We start from the raw sequence: 17,867 nt of genomic DNA, 5'->3' as shown, positions 1-17,867 counted from the left end.
CAATTAATAACTCAAATTTTTCAAGATCTTCTTTCTTGATTTTTTTTCGTGCTCCTTTAACCAATTTTCTACTGCTTGGGTATCTTCTTTTTCTGGATTACCGTGGATTTTTATTCGTAATTCCATGAACGCAGGATTACGCTCGGCAAGTATCTTGCTTAAACTACGTATTTCTTGTGACAAATTGGTATCACCATCATGAGGTAAGTCTCTTAAACTTTCTCTGACTAGAAAAAAGTCTCGATCTACAATTTCATTGCTTGACAGGACTGTATAATAGAATTTTCTTCCCCATTCTTCCTCATCTTCAATTTGTTTTGCACCACGGTAAAATTGTGATTTCTCTTGTATCCAACCATTATCTGAGTTTTCCAGAAACTTTTGAAGTTGATACTGTTTTAATCTACTGTGGTTATTGTTGCCATCCCAAAATTTCCAGATCTCATTAGATGCCAGAATTTCCCCAAAATAGATATGATTACGTTGTGCTAGCTCAATTACCTGTGGTTTGTAGCTAGCGTGTTGAATTCCTTCTAGATCTCCAGGACAAGGATCTTTGGAGTCTCTAATAGTGCCATCTTCACAAAACCAATTTATTGATTTATAAGGACCTCGATCAAGGCCTTTATAAGTTTCAATCATTTCTTTTATTTGAGAATCGGTGAATTTTTGGGCGGTTCCCAAAATAGGAACAAGAAGTGTTATAAAGAGTAGCTTTCTAAGCATAAGTTGGTATTTACTACGAAAATAGCCAGCTTAAGAGTTAAAAAAATTTAAAGTTAGAAAGGTTTAACAAGACACCTGTAATTCTACTTTAACTATAAACAATAACGAATTCATAAAGGATATCCTCAATTTATTAAATCCAAAAACCTCAAAGATTAATCTCTTTGAGGTTTTTGTGATGAGTTAATTTGGTAATGATAAATCAAAAATACATGTAACTAATTTCTATTTAATTGACTTAAACCAAAAATGGTTATATATCAAATCTCATTCTAAAGTATACGTATCTAGGTAAAACGAAAGTTGCGTTGGTACTTGTTGCAATTTGACCAAATGAATTACGAATATTAGCATCGGTATCTAATAAGTTTGTTGCGATTAACTCGTACCTCCATCTGGAGTCTGGTTTTTGATAACGGATACTAGCATCAAAAAATTCAAAGTTATTTTCTACATCACCAGTTGCAGTGAAAATGTTGTAATCATATCCTGCCTTGAACAACCAGCTCTTACCTAGTTGATAATCTAAATCTAAGTTTATACTGTTTGTTGTTGCATCATTTTCAAAGTTACCATTCTCACTATTGTTAAGATTAAGGGCGTATTGTAAACTGAAATTAATTCCCTTTTGGAAATTTGATCGAGCTCTGAAACTATAGTTTTGATTGAAGTTTGTAGCTGTTTGAGTAATATTATTGATAATATTGTTATTCTCTGACCAACTTACATTTGCTGTCACAGTAGCTTGAATCTTCTTTATTTCTCGACCAAAAGAACCAGTTGCACTTAAAGATTCATTAGGCAATAATGCATTTATAGGACGAGAAACTTGATTGATACCATCTAAAGCCACTTCATTTTGAATAGCATCAGTTAATCGGGTGTAGGTAACATTACCAAATATGGTAGTGTAATTAAACATGTTGAAGTTACGATAGCTTAATCTTACTCGATCATTCAAAGCTCCTTCTATCTGATTGTTACCGCTTTGTAGGGAACTATAACCTCTAAATAAAATACCATTGGCATAACTATTTACATCATTAAAAGTTACATTTTGATCGTAGTTAAGTGTCAAAGTTTCTGAACTTCTAAAATCGTAACGTACTTCTACGTCCGGTACAACACGTTCCGTTTCGATAGTATTAGTAACTCCATTCTGTCTGTCCTTTGTTTGAAATGAATGCGCAGTTAATCCAGGTGTTATGGTGAACTTACCTAAAATAGCTTTATAATGAACAGCTCCATAAACGTCTAAGAAATCAAAGTTCACATCATCATTGCGTAAATTTGAATCTTGTAATTCGTTACGAGTTCCATCTGCTTGAATCTCAAATATATCTGAATCAAAGTTTTGAGACACATAACTTGTTCCTACAGTAAAGTTTAAATTACTTTTTTTGTTTAATACATAGTAATAATCCAGCTTTGCATCCAACTTATTTGTGTTAACAAATTGTTCTTGATTGATATTATAAATATCCTGCTCACCTATACCTAGTCTACCGTTAAAAGGTTCCGTATTTGTGGTTGGGTCAAAAGGATCTATATCTAAAACTGCATTGTAAAAAGGATCCTCGTACTGATTCAAAAACTGACTTTCAAACGCAAAAATGTTTTTCTCGTTTGCGGTGTAGTACATATTTAAAGACTGGTTAAACGTAATAGGCTGTTGTTCATCACGAGTATCTATACTACGATCTGCTTCACGATCAATAGAACTTAAATCACTTACACCTTGCTGGTCTGCATAATTGAATCTTCCATCATAACTTAGAGTAAACGCATCAGTAGGGTTATACTCTGCTCCCAATTTAAATAAAGCGGCAACTGTTTCATCTACACCTCTATTATCCGTTTCCTCAGTATTAGAATTATCCACAAAGGTTCTTCTGCTCGTACTGCGAGTATCGATTGTGTTTTTAGAAACTATGGCAAATGAACTTATATCCAACTTATTATTAACCGACCATGATGTGTTAAGTGCACCAAACTGGCTCTCTATATTAAGGGCTCGATTACCCTGAAATACGTTTAAAGGGTTTTGAGCTTGAACGTTTATACTAGAATTGTTCTGTCTTGTATCGCGACGACTAAAACCTATGAATCTAAAGTAATCTCGACCAGTGAAAGCAGGTGTTCCTAAATCATTAAAGTCAGTTAAAATATTCATTGAGAAATCTTCACTGTAATAAAAGGCTTTAGGCTGGATGATATACCTAGCTTTGTCACCACCATAACCAGCTCCTACAGTAGCTTCTCCAAACCAAAATTTCTTTTTCCCTTCTTTCAACTTCAAATTAATCACGACTCTATCTTGATCGTTCCCTAGACCCTTTAATTGGCTGCGATTATTATAATTTCTAAGAACCTGTACTTTATCAATTGCATCTGCTGGGATGTTTTTTGTAGCTAAGCGACTATCACCTTCAAAGAAATCTTTACCTTCTACCATGACTTTCTCAACCTGTTTACCTTCTACAAGAATGTCTCCGTCCTCATTTACTTCAACACCTGGTAATTTGTTAAGGGTATCTTCTAGTTTATCCTCAGTTCCATTGGTAAAACTATCGGCATTGTAAACGATGGTATCACCTTTTATAGAAACCGGCATCTCATAGACAATGTTAATTGCGTCAAGTTCATCGGCGCCATTTAACATGATATAATTTTTAACTAGATCTGTCTGGATGTTTTTGACAGTATCCTCAATAGTTTTCAATCCTAAAAAAGACACCTTGAGAATGTATGTACTGTCTTTTTTAAGATTCAAAAGTTGGTATTTACCTTGATCATTTGTGATACCAAAGGCACCTAAATTTTTATCTTGTTGATAGGCGATTACGTTTGCCATACCTAACGTATTTCCTAAACTATCTGCCACCACTCCTGTGATTTTAACAGATTGCGCTTTCGCGAAAGCGAAAACAAATAAGCACAAAATGGCTATAAGAATATTCTTTTTCATAAGTAAAGTTGTAAAAAATTACCCGAACAGGTAGATTAAAATGTTCGGGTTTTTAAGATGTTATCCACGACGACCACGTCCTCTAAAACGCTGGCGCATCTCTTGCATTTTTTTTGTAAACAATTCGTTGTAGTCTTCCTCGTTAATGACCTCACCTTTTTTAGGTTTTTTAATTTCCTCAGGCTCTGCCGGATTCATAACGACTTTACTACATAATAACGTAGTTTCTCCTGCATTTAATTCAAGAATCAAACCAGGTAAACCACCATATTCTGCAGGACCGTGTTGTACTGGAATAGCTGGTGTAAACCAAGCAATGACTTTAATTTCATCGGCTTGCTCGTATACGTCTTCAAAACGACCTTCTTTCATGGCAATGCTATCCTTTTTCTTTTCTTCGGCATTTTTAGGTTGACGACGTCGGAAACTACTCCAATCCAAACTATTGTTCTTTTTAGTTCCTATAGCTTTGATGGCTGGGTATTGGCCTATTTGACGCTGTTCTCCCGTGATCTCCCATTCAATAGTATGCAGGCTATCAGTTACTAAAAATTGTTTTCCGAACATGTCTCGTTCTTCTAACCATACTTTTTCTTCTAAGTTTTTGTATTTGTCGCCTGACATACTGGTACCCATCCAATTTCCCCAGCCACGACCACCACGACCTGGAGTTTGCAGCTCTTTTTCTTCCTTGTACATGGACTCGTTACGATTAAAAGTGAGTGTAAAAGTTTTTTCACTCATCTTTTTCATGTTTTGTTCAATACGCTTGCGTTGTTCTGGAGTAAGATTACGGTTCTCATCCATCCAGCTGGTGTCCATTTTTGTTTTAGAAAGGTAGGTAGCCTCGCCAGAAATCTCTTGTGCAGTCGCAACCGTTGCCGCCAGTGCAATAAGAGCAAAAAATATCTTTTTCATAATCGGGTTTTAGATTAATATGGTTTTACCACAATGGGTTGGACTACATAAGCCCATTAAAGTTTCAAGCGTTAAGAAACTTTTAACCTTTATCCACCAATCATGATTACTTGAGTGTCGCCAGAACGTCTTCCTTTAAAACGTTCCATCATTTCTTTTTGTTTTTTCTCACGTAATTCCTCAAAATCACTTAATGATATTTTTTTACCATTTTTTGGTTTTTTAAGCTTGAATTTCTCTGGATTAAGTTCCACTTTGGTACACAGTAAAATGGTAGACCCGTCACTTACTTCCAAAATCAAACCTGGTAAACCGTGGTAGGAACCTGGACCATTTTGAACTGGCAATTCGGGTGTAAACCAAGCAGTAACTACCGTATCTTCTTGTGGAATGCTGTCTAATATACTTACTCCTTCTTTTTGCTCTTTTTCTTCTTTTTCTTTCTTTTCCTCTTCAGTGAGTTCTGGCTTTGGAATTACATAAGTAGCTTTTATAGCAGTGTAATTCCCTATTTTCTTTTGTTCCCCAGTAATTTTCCAATCCCATTTTTCAAGATCATCACTGATTAAAAATTCTTTTCCTTGGATCTTATCTTCCCTTAAATAAGTTCCCTTCTCTAGGTCTTTATAGGTAGTTCCATAAGCGCTACCATCTCCACTAATCGTTATAGATAACCCTTCCATTTTAGGTTGAGGTTTTTCCAGTTGCTTTACCTCTTCATATACGGATTCAGTACGAGTGAATTGTAAAGTAAATTCAGCTTCTCCTGCGGTTTGGAGAGCGTTTTGAATGGCTTTGGCCATTTCTGCGCCCATTTCTTTAACAGCTGTACTGTCCATTTCTGTATCCATTATCATTTTACTTTGATAAGTTGCGATACCTTTAAATTCTTGAGCTTGTAATAGACTTGTTTTTGCAAAAATCAAGGCCAATACCAGTAATACATAGCGAGTAATAGTAATCATAGTTTAGGTTTTTGATATACAAATATGGGTAAATCAAAGAAATACAATTCTTAAGCAAGGTTAATATGTGTTAATCGTATTGGTTTATAAGTTTGGTTTGATGCACCTTTACCACATGAAAGATAGAAAGTACCGTTTCCTTCTCATATTTATTTCTGTTGTAATTCTATTTACCCTAGCCATACAAGTCTATTGGAATTTCAAGAATTACAAAGAAGCTGAACGTAAACTTATTGCAGATGTACAGACCAGCCTGGATCAAAGTATAGACGATTATTACACCGATCTAGCACAACGCAATAACTTTGGAGTACTCATGAAAGGTAGTGTTGGGGAAATTGGTCTTGATAAATTCTTTAAAAGGGTCGACAGTATACGTAATATAACTACCGCTCTGGAATTTAGTGTTGATGATGTAAAAATTGATGATCTTAAAGGAATAACCGTAGTATCTGGAGACAATCTAGATTCTCTTGAAATCTTTGAAGAACGATTGCGTAAAAATAGATTTTCTTTTGATCCTAATACGATTACTAGGGAATCTCAATCTGTTACATTTAGTTCTGGTGAAACTGGTGATGATGGTTTTGAAGAGCAAGTAACCGCTCTTACCAGCAAGATCATATTGAGTTTTAAGGAAGATGAACTTAATGTACCTCAACTAGCACAAAATTTTCAGGAAAACTTACGAAAGCGCAAGATTAATCTAGATTTCAACTTGATGAATACTAGTGACCCTAGTACCGTTGTAAAACCTGATTTTCAATACAGCACTCAACCAGAAACAGAACTTATGCCAGCTAGTCACAATGTTACTTTGTACTATGGAAATTATCGTGGTGAACTGCTTAAACAAAATCTTACAGGAATTCTACTGAGTGCCCTTTTAATTGTAGGTGTCATATCATGTTTGTTCTATCTAGTCGTGGTAATACGCAACCAAAAAGCGCTTCACGAAATGAAGAATGATCTTATCTCAAATATTACACATGAATTTAAAACACCTATAGCGACTGCTGGTGTAGCACTAGAAGCGATTCAGAATTTTGCAGGATCTGGTGATCCACAAAAAACAGACAAATACTTGTCGATGGGACGTGACCAATTAGCAAAACTTAATGTTATGGTTGAGAAAATTCTTGAAACTGCTACTTTAGACAGTAAAGAATTAGTGCTCGAGAAAAATGCTACCAATCTAGCAGAGGTTATAGAAAACGTAATCAACAAGTATCAAAATCGAAATGATAAGTCCTTATCGATCAATATTACAAATGACGAAATTTACAGCCGTGTAGATCCTTTTCATATAGAAAATGCTATCAATAACCTTGTAGATAATGCCTTTAAATATGGTGGCGATGAAATCCAAGTAACCTTGAGTGAAACTGTTGATAACGCTGTAATTGAAGTGAGCGATAGTGGAACTGGTCTAAGCTATAAAGACTCTAAAAACATATTCGATAAATTTTACAGGGTAAGTCAAGGGAATAGACACGATGTAAAGGGCTTTGGTATCGGATTATTTTACACAAAAACAATTATTGAAAAGCACGATGGCACCATTTCTGTTGCCATAAAACCAAATACTAAGTTTAAAATAGAAATACCTCATGGAACAAATAACTACTAAAGTTTTATTAGCTGAAGACGAACCAGCACTAGGAATGATTGTAAGTGAAAGTTTAGATTCCAGAGGATTTGACGTGGATCACTTTGAAAATGGTAAACTAGCATTAGAAGCATTTGAAAAAAACGATTATGACATTTTAGTACTGGACGTTATGATGCCCGAAATGGATGGGTTTACAGTAGCAAAAAATGTACGCCAACTTAATGACGAAGTACCTATTATTTTTCTTACTGCAAAATCACAAACCGATGATGTTCTAGAAGGATTTCATGTAGGCGGTAATGATTATTTAAAAAAACCGTTTTCCATGGAAGAGCTTATCGTGCGAATTAAGAACCTACTTACCAGACAAAATATTCAAAAAACAGCAAGCCATTATAAGATTGGTAATTACGATTTTAATTTCCCAAAACAAGAACTTAAAATCAATGATGAAATAATTAAACTCACACATAGAGAATCTCACCTACTCTACCATCTTGTTCTTAAAATGAACAAGGTACTAGACCGTACTTACATCCTTAAAAAACTTTGGGGTGATGATGATTTCTTTTCTGGGCGCAGTATGGATGTGTTCATTACGAAATTGCGTAAAAAACTAGCCAAAGATGAAAACATCGAAATTGTTAATGTTAGAGGTTTTGGATATAAACTAATAGTTGGAGAATAAGGTAAAAGAGTACTGCGTTTAAAAGAAGTACCTTTATACTGTGAAATACTTACTTCTTCTTTTTTGTTTGTACGGTATGTGCCAGGAAATTAAAACACCTGTGGATATGCAGGAGTTTTATGGCATTGATGACTTTGGTGCATTGTATTATGGAAAAGATCAAGCTCTAGTCAAAAAAACCACCACACAATCTACAAACTACTTTGACATACAATTAGGGCCTATTACCAGTGTAGATTTACTTAATCCACTTAAAATCGTTGTTTTTTATGAGGATACTCAAACCGTTGTAATTCTTGACAACAGACTTAATGAAATACAGCGAGTAACCTTAAGTACACTTAATCCACTAAGATTCATTAGTAAAGTCCAGCTTGCAGGCGATAGACGTTTATGGATGCTCAATGCCGATACTAATCAAATAGAATTATACGATTATATCAATAATAGAATCATCTCTTCAACACCAGTTATTAAAGGCAACATACGACATTTATATACCGATTATAACTTCTGCCATGTTCAAGTAGACAACTCTCTAATTTCATTCAATACTTATGGTAGTAAGACATCAACTTTGAGTTTGAATGGCGCAATGCTAGCCTATCATCTAGAACAATTGGTAATAATTCAAGGCAATGATGTTACATCCTATAATTTTGGTAAAGATTTTCGCTTTCGCGAAAGCGAAACAACCAAAATCCCAAAGGAAATTTTGATTACTGAAAACAACAAAAGCTTTCATCTAAAGACGGGAAACCTTTATATTTGGACCTCAGGCAAGATTCACAGCCTAGAGTTGAATTTCAAGAAATAGATCATGCATATAGCTGTTGCGGGAAATATAGGCGCTGGTAAAACAACCCTTACCAAATTACTAGCAAAACATTACAAATGGACTCCACAATTTGAAGATGTCCTTGAAAATCCATATTTGGAAGATTTCTATACCGATATGGAACGATGGTCCTTTAACCTGCAAGTTTACTTTTTAAACAGCCGTTTCCGTCAAGTGCTGGAAATTAGAGAAAGTGGTAAAAAAATTATTCAGGATAGAACCATTTATGAAGATGCTAATATTTTTGCCCCTAACTTGCATGCGATGGGCTTGTTATCTCAACGTGATTTTGATAACTATGCATCACTATTTGATCTAATGGAAAAGCTAGTTGCTGCACCAGATCTTTTAATTTATCTGCGCAGTAGCATCCCTAATCTTGTTGGGCAAATTCAAAAGCGTGGGCGCGATTATGAAAACTCAATATCTATTGATTATCTAAGTCGACTTAACGAGCGCTATGAAGCATGGATCCACGGCTACAACAAGGGAAATCTCCTAATCATAGACGTGGATCACATAGATTTTGTAAATAACCCTGAAGATCTAGGTGATATCATCAATAAAATTGATGCAGAACTTACAGGTCTGTTTGCTTAATATCCTACTTTTTTACGCACGCGTTTTAAAGTCTCATTTGCAATAGCACCAGCCTTTTGCGCGCCTTGTTCAAGAGCAGCATCTATCTCGTGCTTGTTTTCCATGAAATAGTTATAGCGTTCACGCGCTGTCGCAAATCGTTCACAAATAAGTTCGTACAACGCTTGTTTAGCGTGACCGTAACCGTAATTACCGGCTAGGTACTTAGCTTTGAGAGCAGCAACCTCATCTTCTTTACCTATAATCTTATATAAAGCAAATACATTACAGGTATCAGGATTTTTAGGATCTTCTAGAGGCGTACTATCAGTTTCAATTGACATGATTTGCTTGCGCAATTTTTTATCAGTTTGAAAAATATTTATGTAATTTCCTCTAGACTTACTCATTTTCTCCCCATCAGTACCTGGAACGTACATGGTAGACTCTTGAAGCTTTGCTTGTGGTTCAATCAAGGTTTCACCCATTGCATTGTTAAATCTTCCCGCTACATCTCTGGTCATTTCTATATGTTGTAACTGATCCTTACCAACTGGTACGACTTGCGCGTCGTATAATAGTATATCTGCAGCCATAAGCATTGGGTAAGTAAAAAGACCTGCGTTAACATCTCCTAGACGATCTGCTTTGTCTTTAAAACTATGAGCTAGTGTAAGTCTTTGGTATGGATAAAAACAATTTAAGTACCAGTTAAGTTCTGTTACTTGAGGCACATCGCTCTGGCGATAAAATGTAGTTTTAGAAGTATCTAAACCACAAGCAAGCCAGGCAGCGGCAGTTGAATACGTATTAGCCCTAAGCTGTTCACCATCTTTAATTTGAGTAAGCGAATGTAAATCGGCGATGAAAAGAAAAGATTCATTTTCAGACTGTTCACTCATCTCAATTGCTGGTAAAATAGCTCCTAATAGGTTACCTAAATGAGGTGTTCCAGTAGACTGGACACCTGTAAGAACTCTTGCCATAATTTTTGTTTTTAAAGATTGCAAAGGTAACTTCTAGTAAGGACTTTATTAGGTCCGAATTGCAATAGATTATTAGTTTGTTCCTTTGTATAAAGCGATCTTACTCCTACTTTTGAAATAAATTATATCCTATGAAAATTATCTCCTACAATGTAAACGGAATACGAGCAGCCATGAAAAAAGATTTTATTACGTGGTTAAAAGCTGCAAATCCAGATGTACTTTGTTTACAGGAGATAAAGGCTACCGAAGATCAAGTTGATAAGGATGCTTTTTCAGAAGCTGGATACGAATACCAGTACTATTTTTCAGCTCAAAAAAAAGGATATAGCGGTGTTGCTATTTTATGTAAAACGCAGCCAGATCATGTAGAATATGGTACTGGAATTGAGTACATGGACAATGAAGGTCGTAACTTAAGAGTAGATTATGGAGATCTCTCTATTATGAGTATGTACCTGCCTAGTGGAACTAATGATGCTAGACTGAGCTTCAAATTCCAATACATGGATGACTTTCTAGCCTACACAGAAGAACTACGACGTGAAAGACCGCAGCTATTAATTTGTGGTGATTATAATATTTGTCACAAAGCTATTGACATCCATGATCCTGTAAGACTTAAAAACACAAGTGGTTTTTTACCAGAAGAAAGAGCTTGGATGGATCAATTTGTTGAAAGTGGATTTATAGACACTTTTAGAATGTTTAATGATCAACCCGATGAATATTCTTGGTGGAGCTACCGCGGTGGTAGTCGAGCAAGAAATAAAGGATGGAGATTGGACTATCACATGGTTACAACACCGCTAGAATCAAGTGTAAAAAGGTCTGTAATTTTACAAGAAGCTGTGCACAGTGACCACTGTCCAGTACTTGTAGAGCTAGAATAAAAAAAGCCGAATATTAAAGAAGTATTCGGCTTTTTACTTTAAGTATTACAGGATTACTCTAGATCTTTTTTAACCACTCACTCATAGCAACTTTAGGCTCTAAATATGATTTAAGATCTGCAATCGCAACTCTTTCTTGAGTCATAGTATCTCTATTACGTACTGTGACAGCTTTATCTTCCTTGGTGTCGTGATCGATAGTTATACAGAATGGTGTTCCATTAGCATCAGCACGTCTATAACGACGACCTATAGCATCTTTCTCATCATATTGAACGTTCATAGTCCATTTAAGATCATCTATAATTTCTTGTGCGATTTCTGGTAAACCATCCTTTTTAAGCAGTGGTAAAACAGCTGCTTTTACAGGTGCAAGTACCGCTGGTATTTTAAGGACTGTACGCTCACTACCATCTTCCAAAACTTCATCTTGTAAAGCATTAGAAAAAACAGCCAAAAACATTCTATCTAAACCTATTGAGGTCTCGATTACATAAGGTACATAACTTTTATTTTCTTCATGATCAAAAAATTGAAGCTTCTTACCACTGTGTTCCTCATGAGCCTTAAGATCAAAATCTGTTCTTGAGTGTATCCCTTCTAATTCTTTAAAACCAAACGGGAAATCAAATTCGATATCGGTTGCGGCATTTGCATAGTGTGCTAGTTTTTCATGATCATGAAATCTATAATTAGACTGATCAATTCCTAGAGATTGATGCCACGCCATGCGTCTTTCTTTCCAAATTTCAAACCACTCGAGTTCAGTTCCAGGTTTAACGAAGTATTGCATCTCCATTTGTTCAAACTCACGCTGGCGGAATATAAATTGTCTAGCAACAATCTCATTCCTAAATGCCTTACCTGTTTGAGCAATTCCAAATGGAATTTTCATACGACCGGTTTTTTGCACGTTTAGAAAGTTTACAAAAATTCCTTGAGCGGTCTCGGGTCTTAAATATAAATCTGTTGCTGTATCTGCACTGGCTCCTAATTTAGTCCCAAACATCAAATTGAACTGTCTTACATCGGTCCAATTCATTGATCCAGAAACAGGACATTTAATTTCCAATTCCTCGATAAGTGCTTTTACTCCTGCTAGATCCTCATTTTCCAGTAAAGATGCTAGTCTTGCGGTTGGCTCGGTCGCTTTTTCTAGGTATCCTAGAACACGTGGATTTGTCTTGCGATACATATCCTCGTCAAAACTTTCTCCAAAACGTTTACGAGCTTTTTCAACCTCTTTGTTTGCTTTTTGCAAGTATTTCTCGCAATAGTCCTCAATAAGCACATCAGCGCGATAGCGCTTTTTTGAATCTTTATTGTCTATCAATGGGTCATTGAAAGCATCAACGTGACCACTGGCTTTCCATGTAGTCGGGTGCATGAAAATGGCAGCGTCTATACCCACAATTTCTTGATGCAATTGGGTCATTGCTTGCCACCAATATTCCCTTATATTCTTTTTAAGCTCTGCTCCATTTTGTCCATAATCATAAACGGCTTGTAAGCCATCATAAATTTCACTGGATTGGAAGACATAACCGTACTCTTTAGCATGTGAGAGTACTTTTTTAAACTGATCCTGATCGTTGTTTTTTGCCATAGCTGCAAAGGTAAAAAAAGTGTTGTCTTGTGCGACGTGTTTGTGTTTTTTTCGCTTTCGCGAAAGCGTAAAAAAAGAAAAACCGCTCTATTTCTAGAACGGTTATAAAGTTTACGACTCAATTTTTTATCTAAGTGTAATCTCGCTACTACTTATTCTCACTGGACCGTTGTATAAATTAATACGATAACGACCTGAAGTTATCTCATCCTCGCCAGCATTAATCAACTCGCAAATATCTAGTTCCTTATTCTGATAATTGAACTTAATAAGTTTAGAGTACGTAAGTGACTGGCCGTCAAACTGCTGCTGCGCCTTACTACCAATTACATTATTTTCTGGATTTATTACTTGAAGGTAAAATTCAGTAACGCCATCTTGAGCCAGCGGATTTTGTGGCAAGGTAAAGCATACTTTTAAGTCATCAACTCGTCTTGCTTTGTCATTTTCAATTTGTTTACCGCTACGACGTATGATAACGCCTTGAGTAGTGAAGTTTGTAGGAACAAGAGTTGCTGCTCTAGACATATTCTCATTTAATTTTGATAACATGTCGCTTTGCTCCTGACTTTTAATCATTTCTTCATTGAGCGCAGCAAGTGTACTATCATTAACTCTTGACAAGTCTTTATTTAAAGTTTCTAGTACGGTTATACGTTCTTTTAAAGCTGTGCGCTCTTGTTTAATTTTTGCTAGTTCCTTTCTTAATCTAGAAATTACTTTTACATCGGCTTCTAGCCTGCTTACGCTATCAACGAGTCTAGTAATTCGGTCATTTGCGCTAGTTAATTCTGCATTTAGGACGTTCCCTTTATCAATCTCGGCAGTATACTCTGCACTTATGTTTTCTAGCTCTTTTTGAATTTGAACTTGCTCGTCTCTTAGATCGGCTTTAATAGATTCGTTCTCGTTGTAATTTTTATAGGCCCAAACACTTACTGCTATCAATCCTAAAAGCAATAATCCTAGGAGCACCTTATAAATACGATTGTCTTTTTCCTTAGTCATTTTTATAGGTTGTTTATCTTTATAACGCAGCAAGCTAGAAAATAATTTGTGAAAAACTTGTTTTTAGATTTATTTAACCTCTTTTATCCACCATCATGCATGGCTTGTACTACCGTGCTTACTCCTGGAGAAGAGAAGCTGTGTACTACATGCATTGCACACCTACCACTAGCGCTACATCATAAAAATAAGGATACACAAATTAAAGATTTATTTTTTGCGAGAGTACCTGTAGAAAATGCTACAAGTTTATTTTACTATGAAAAAATAGGTGCTGTTCAACAGCTCATTCACCAGCTCAAGTATAAAAAACAAGAAGGAATAAGTGAGTATTTAGGCAAGTGGATGGCTAGAGAAATAAAAAATAAAAAAGAGTTTGAGCAGATAGACGTGGTTTTACCAGTACCTATTCATCCTAAACGAAAAAAGGTAAGAGGCTATAACCAGGTGACGGGTTTTGGGAAAGAAATTGCACAAGCTATTCAGGCAGACTATCGTGAGGATATTCTTATCAAGACTAAAAATACACGGAAGCAAGCTCAATTAAATCAAGTAGAGCGCCATGCGATTAAACAAGCTGTATTTGAACTTAATGATGTTACCTTACAAGGCAAGCATTTATTAATAGTTGATGATGTGATAACTACAGGAGCTACATTAAGTAGTTGTGCGCATGAACTTCTAAAAATTCCTGATATAAAAATCTCAATAGCCACTATGGCGGTAGCCGTTTAAGTTTTACCCTTTTAAAAGCCAGTAGGCAGGATTGAGCGTGTTTGTATCTTCCATTAAGATAAATCGCAGTTCAGAAACTCCTGCTCGATTGGTAAAAACCTCTCCAATTGTATCGTATACCTTGACTTTATCACCTTTTGATACAGCAACAGATTTCAAATTATTATAAACAGATGTATAGTTTCCATGACGAATATACACTATTAAAATACCATTTGGTTTCTTAACAATAGCATCGACTTCACCAGAGAAAACAGCCCGTGCACTTGCACCTTTAGGCGTTTGAAAACGCCAGCCATTTGAATAAATACGGACATTTCTATCTATTGGAGAAGGCATTTCTCCGTATTTACGTGAAACAAAGCCTTCATTAACAGGCCATGGTAGTTTACCTCTGTTTGATTTAAAGTCTGCTGCTAGTGCTTTGGCTTCTGGAGTAAGAAAAAATTTGTTTTTATCTACTTTTTTACCTGATCCTTTATAGGATTCTTTAATTCTAGCTGCAATTAGTTTTTTGATTTCACGGTCTAGACGATCTCGTTCTTTTGCGGCTTCTTTGAATTGCGAACTGTACTTCTTTTTATTGGCGTTTACCACAGCCAGCATATTCTCCTGCTCCGTTTTGTCCTTACTCAATTCTTTTTTTTGTTTTCGATTTTGAGCGACTACAATTTCCTTTTGCTTTTTATCGATCTCTAACTTCTCAGTCTTCTGCTTGAGCTGGGCACTTTTGTCACTAATTTCATTTGCTTGTTTCTTGCGGTAATCGGCAATGGATTTCAAGTACTGTATTCTTTTATACGCTTGCAAAAAATCTTCTGAAGACAGTAGAAACATCAATCTACTTTGATCATTCTTGCTCTTGTATGCTTTTACAATCATACTAGCATATTCCTTTTTAAGAGACTCTACTTCTTCATCTAGTTTCTTAATCTCAGTTCTATTGTTCTTAATAGCTCGAGTAAGAGCATTTGCTTCACGATTTGTGATGGTAATAATTTCCTGAGTACTTGCTATTTTTTTATCGAGAGTCTCTAGAAGTAATGTCATTGTATTTTCCTCTTGACGTACTTCTTTTAACAATCTATCATATTGATTGATTTTATCTTGGATAGCGGCTTTCTTGCGTTCCAGTTCTTTTTGAGTTTGTGCCGTCCCAAGTACACCACAAAAAACTACTAATAAAACAACCACTAACTTTTTAATCATAACTCGATTTTGCGATAATTATCTGGTAATTCAAACGGAAAGGATAGCTCTTTATTGAATTCTACACTTTTAAAGGTAAGTTCTACTTGAGAAAAACGTTTTCCTCGTTTTGCATCGATTTTTACCGTACGAGGCAATAAACGATTATCTACCTCTTGATATTCAGGGTAATTTATAGTTAGATAATTATTTTCAGCTTTAAGAACAGATTGCTCTACCAATTTAAAATCAGATGGTCGTAAACGAAAGAGCTTGGTGATAACATCTTCAGTTTTGAATTGATACTCGTTATTTTGAATGGTAAACTCATGATTACTCAAATTTTCAACCGCTTGACCTAGCAAAACATCTTCTAGTTGTTCAAAAGTCAAATCCTCACCTAGAAAATCACTTATTAATCTAAAATCACCGTCAAAACTGCGTTTATTAATTTTTTCATAGAACTGTACACGATCAGGTGTGATATAAACTTTGGCTAGAGTGAGTCCTAGAATACTCGCACTCATCCATATTTTCTCACCTTTTTCCATGCGCAGGTTCATGGTAATATTTCGAGATTGCTTGTCATCTTCATAATCCACACCTAGTCTAGCCTTGAGTGTATTAAACTCAAGTTCTGAATTATCATGACTGCGCACCACCTTAGCCTTCTTTGCAGTAGCTAGAGCAGTTGTTGATGATTTTTGAGTACCACATGCTACTATGATTAATAGAGCTGGTACTAGTAAGTATCTCAATTTCATTATAATTTTTTAGATAATTCTTGAGCTTTAGAACGCATTTTTACTGCTTGTGTTGCATTACCTTTTTTATCATAGCTTATAGCAAGCTGTTGATAGATATCTCGTTCCAATTGAATCTCGTCTAATAAGTAGGTCATTCCAGATTCCAAGCGTTCAATAGCATCATCAGGTTTATCAAGATAATTTAAGGCAACACCATCTAACAAATAGAACAAAGGTTGGGCTGGAAAGTAGGATAATGCTTTTTCTAATATATCATGAGCCTTGCTGTAATCCTTAACGTCTATAGATAATAAAGCTGCCTTTTTTATAAGATCAAAGTCTTGATCATTAATTTCCAATCCTTTTTCATAAAAAGCAAGTGCCGCACTGGGATCATTCTTTTTCTCCAAATAATAGGCTCCTAGAGCCGTAAAGGCTTCAGGGTTTTCTACATAATCTGAAAAAACATCGATGGCATCCTTTACATCATCCATGAGTTCATCATCATGCGTACTAGTCGTAATAAAATCATTGAGTACGCGCACTTTGGTTTCATCATCAAATTGCGGTGATTTAAAAACCTTTTTCATGCTACGTATTCCTTTTCTTAACCTACCTGCATCCAGATAAATTTTATACAAAGCGAGATGGGCTTTATCACTATCAGGAACATTTTTATCTAATAATTCAGCATACTTTAGAGTGTTCTCTTGATCTTTCTTTTTACTGTAATAATAAATAAGCTCAATATATGCCTGTTCATCTTTATCATCATTTTGGATTCTAGCTAAAGCTCCTGTGATGTCCTCGTTTAAATCCTCAACGATTCCTAGCTGCTTTTTTGCTTGTGATTGTAAAAAGGTACGTCGCTTGTCAACGCCCAATCGCTTATCCAACTTATTGATTATATCAACACATTTTTGATATTGCTGCGTTCTATAGTATTGATAGGGCAACAACTCTTCATAAATCGGATTAATTTGCGTGAGTTCTTCTAGAATCTCAAGTCCTTCATCAAATTTTTGTTGCTTATCATAAACATCATATAATTTGTCTAGAACCCATTCTCTTTTCCCATCTATTTCAATGGCTCTTAGTAAGGATTGTTCCGCTTTCGCGAAAGCGGAAATTGCCTCATAATTTTTTGCCAGTTCAAATTGAATTATCGCAGCATTAGGCTCTAGTTCTTCACACTCTAATAGAATATTTATGGCTTTGTTGTGGTTTTCCTTTGCTTTTTCAGTAAGTGCGTTAAAAAACTTCTCTTTAAACTCACTTGAAACATCCTGTAGCAAATCCACATTAACCTCATCTTGCTCACCTTGTTCTTGAGCACCAACATGAACTTGTAACCCTAAGGTTAAAAGTGAAAAAAATATGATTTTTCTAGTCATGCTGTTCATGAGTCAAC

16 protein-coding genes are annotated in these 17,867 nt (G+C 35.5%); 6 read left to right on the top strand and 10 right to left on the bottom strand.

Annotated features, from left to right (window positions below; all coding sequences use genetic code 11):
* Positions 1-3 precede the first annotated feature (3 nt).
* The 4 genes from BST93_RS14300 to BST93_RS02240 all read right to left on the bottom strand — a co-directional run bounded on the left by BST93_RS14300 (position 4) and on the right by BST93_RS02240 (position 5,577).
* Positions 4-726, bottom strand: a complete 723-nt coding sequence (locus tag BST93_RS14300; protein ID WP_219843731.1) for a hypothetical protein — start codon at positions 724-726, stop codon at positions 4-6.
* A 253-nt stretch (positions 727-979) separates the two neighbouring features.
* Positions 980-3,694 (bottom strand): outer membrane beta-barrel protein, encoded by a 2,715-nt coding sequence (locus tag BST93_RS02250; RefSeq protein ID WP_105017925.1) that lies wholly within the window; start codon positions 3,692-3,694, stop codon positions 980-982.
* A gap of 60 nt (positions 3,695-3,754) precedes the next feature.
* The gene (locus BST93_RS02245) at positions 3,755-4,612 is read right to left on the bottom strand and encodes a GLPGLI family protein (RefSeq protein ID WP_105017646.1); all 858 of its coding nucleotides are present in this window, start codon (positions 4,610-4,612) and stop codon (positions 3,755-3,757) included.
* Between the two features lie 89 nt (positions 4,613-4,701).
* Positions 4,702-5,577 carry a GLPGLI family protein gene (locus tag BST93_RS02240; RefSeq protein WP_105017924.1) on the bottom strand — a complete coding sequence of 292 codons (876 nt, stop codon included), beginning with the start codon at positions 5,575-5,577 and terminating at the stop codon, positions 4,702-4,704.
* A 115-nt stretch (positions 5,578-5,692) separates the two neighbouring features.
* Here BST93_RS02240 and BST93_RS02235 point away from each other — a divergent pair, with 115 nt between their 5' ends.
* From BST93_RS02235 to BST93_RS02220, 4 genes are read left to right on the top strand one after another with little or no spacing between them, the layout of a single operon-like run.
* On the top strand, positions 5,693-7,207 hold the full coding sequence (locus BST93_RS02235) for a sensor histidine kinase (RefSeq protein ID WP_181072528.1): 1,515 nt from the start codon (positions 5,693-5,695) through the stop codon (positions 7,205-7,207).
* Positions 7,188-7,877 (top strand): response regulator transcription factor, encoded by a 690-nt coding sequence (locus BST93_RS02230; RefSeq protein WP_105017922.1) that lies wholly within the window; start codon positions 7,188-7,190, stop codon positions 7,875-7,877. The genes BST93_RS02235 and BST93_RS02230 overlap by 20 nt, the downstream gene beginning before the upstream one ends.
* Before the next feature lie 40 nt (positions 7,878-7,917).
* Positions 7,918-8,694 carry a hypothetical protein gene (locus BST93_RS02225; protein ID WP_146104963.1) on the top strand — a complete coding sequence of 259 codons (777 nt, stop codon included), beginning with the start codon at positions 7,918-7,920 and terminating at the stop codon, positions 8,692-8,694.
* Between the two features lie 3 nt (positions 8,695-8,697).
* Entirely contained in the window at positions 8,698-9,315 is a 618-nt protein-coding gene (locus BST93_RS02220; protein WP_042276956.1) for a deoxynucleoside kinase, read from the top strand.
* Here BST93_RS02220 and trpS read toward each other — a convergent pair.
* Positions 9,312-10,280: a tryptophan--tRNA ligase gene (gene trpS / locus BST93_RS02215; RefSeq protein ID WP_105017920.1), complete on the bottom strand. Its 969-nt coding sequence runs from the start codon at positions 10,278-10,280 to the stop codon at positions 9,312-9,314. The genes BST93_RS02220 and trpS overlap by 4 nt on opposite strands.
* Positions 10,281-10,411: 131 nt before the next feature.
* Between trpS and BST93_RS02210 the strand changes: the two genes are divergently transcribed.
* Positions 10,412-11,173, top strand: coding sequence for an exodeoxyribonuclease III (locus BST93_RS02210; protein ID WP_105017919.1), 762 nt, complete (start codon positions 10,412-10,414; stop codon positions 11,171-11,173).
* Between the two features lie 58 nt (positions 11,174-11,231).
* Here the strand turns inward: BST93_RS02210 and BST93_RS02205 are convergent, their stop codons facing one another.
* Positions 11,232-12,779: a glycine--tRNA ligase gene (locus BST93_RS02205; protein ID WP_085775388.1), complete on the bottom strand. Its 1,548-nt coding sequence runs from the start codon at positions 12,777-12,779 to the stop codon at positions 11,232-11,234.
* Positions 12,780-12,905: 126 nt separating this feature from the next.
* Positions 12,906-13,787, bottom strand: coding sequence for a DUF8428 domain-containing protein (locus BST93_RS02200; protein ID WP_105018135.1), 882 nt, complete (start codon positions 13,785-13,787; stop codon positions 12,906-12,908).
* A 99-nt stretch (positions 13,788-13,886) separates the two neighbouring features.
* Between BST93_RS02200 and BST93_RS02195 the strand changes: the two genes are divergently transcribed.
* Positions 13,887-14,522, top strand: coding sequence for a ComF family protein (locus BST93_RS02195; RefSeq protein ID WP_258150466.1), 636 nt, complete (start codon positions 13,887-13,889; stop codon positions 14,520-14,522).
* A 3-nt stretch (positions 14,523-14,525) separates the two neighbouring features.
* On the opposite strand, the gene BST93_RS02190 is transcribed toward BST93_RS02195, so the two are convergent.
* From BST93_RS02190 to BST93_RS02180, 3 genes are read right to left on the bottom strand one after another with little or no spacing between them, the layout of a single operon-like run.
* Positions 14,526-15,731 carry a murein hydrolase activator EnvC family protein gene (locus tag BST93_RS02190; RefSeq protein WP_105017918.1) on the bottom strand — a complete coding sequence of 402 codons (1,206 nt, stop codon included), beginning with the start codon at positions 15,729-15,731 and terminating at the stop codon, positions 14,526-14,528.
* Positions 15,728-16,474 (bottom strand): lipoprotein insertase outer membrane protein LolB1, encoded by a 747-nt coding sequence (gene lolB1 / locus BST93_RS02185; protein ID WP_042276945.1) that lies wholly within the window; start codon positions 16,472-16,474, stop codon positions 15,728-15,730. Before lolB1 ends, BST93_RS02190 begins: the two co-directional genes overlap by 4 nt.
* Positions 16,474-17,850 carry a tetratricopeptide repeat protein gene (locus tag BST93_RS02180; RefSeq protein WP_105017917.1) on the bottom strand — a complete coding sequence of 459 codons (1,377 nt, stop codon included), beginning with the start codon at positions 17,848-17,850 and terminating at the stop codon, positions 16,474-16,476. The genes lolB1 and BST93_RS02180 overlap by 1 nt, the downstream gene beginning before the upstream one ends.
* Positions 17,851-17,867: the final 17 nt, after the last annotated feature.

It is taken from the genome of Nonlabens tegetincola (assembly GCF_002954355.1).
GTDB lineage: Bacteria > Bacteroidota > Bacteroidia > Flavobacteriales > Flavobacteriaceae > Nonlabens > Nonlabens tegetincola.
The sequence above is the reverse complement of the archived record's forward strand: the minus strand, read 5'-3'. Positions and strand labels throughout refer to the sequence as shown.